General features: G+C 53.8%; 1 protein-coding gene. It reads left to right on the top strand.

All coding sequences use genetic code 11. The features are described 5' to 3' along the window. Nucleotides 1-56: 56 nt before the first annotated feature. Nucleotides 57-693: signal peptidase I (gene lepB / locus ACVRRC_RS22145; RefSeq protein ID WP_472997600.1), on the top strand; the 637-nt coding region annotated here is incomplete at its 3' end.

Below are 693 nucleotides of genomic sequence, written 5' to 3'. Positions count from 1 at the left end.
ATGCGCCTGGCTGATTCACTGACCCGTTACGCTCGGTCTCTGAAGGAGGCCCGTTCATGAATGGGCTCGGTATTTTATTTGTCCTGTTAGTGGCCGTCTTGGGTCGAGATATCATCAAGCGCCGGAAACCGCAGCCCTGGCTTGTTATCGCTCTTACCTTGTCCGTGACATTATTTGTCAGTGAGCGATGGGTTGGTGCAGTCTACAGCGTTCCCACGGGGTCAATGCAACCAACTTATAAGGTTGGTGACTACGTCACAGCGGTCAGGTTGGGCGGGTTGCTGGACGATGGCCGGTTAATGCGCGGTGATGTTGCTGTGTTCAAGGCTCCGTCCGTACCTCGAACGCTATATACCAAACGCGTTATCGGCATCCCCGGTGATCTGGTTGAGTTTGGCGCAGACAAAATGTACCGGATTAATGGAAAGGTTCTGGGCAAGCAAATCGCCGAAAAAGATGGTTTTCAGGTGTTCACGGCCAACGATGAACGCTCCGGTAAGCCGTACAGGTTTGTTATCGACACGCGCGCTGCTTACGTCCCGACGAAAGGCCGCTGGGTTATTCCAGAAGGTTATTACTTCATGGCCGGGGACAACCGAGACCATTCATGGGACAGTCGCTACTGGGAAAATCCACCCGGCACACCAAAGCCCTTGCGTGGGTTGGTATCAATTGAACGGATCGATGCGCGCG

This window comes from Stutzerimonas sp. LR2, assembly GCF_055755175.1.
This window is presented reverse-complemented; position numbering and strand designations above follow the sequence as displayed.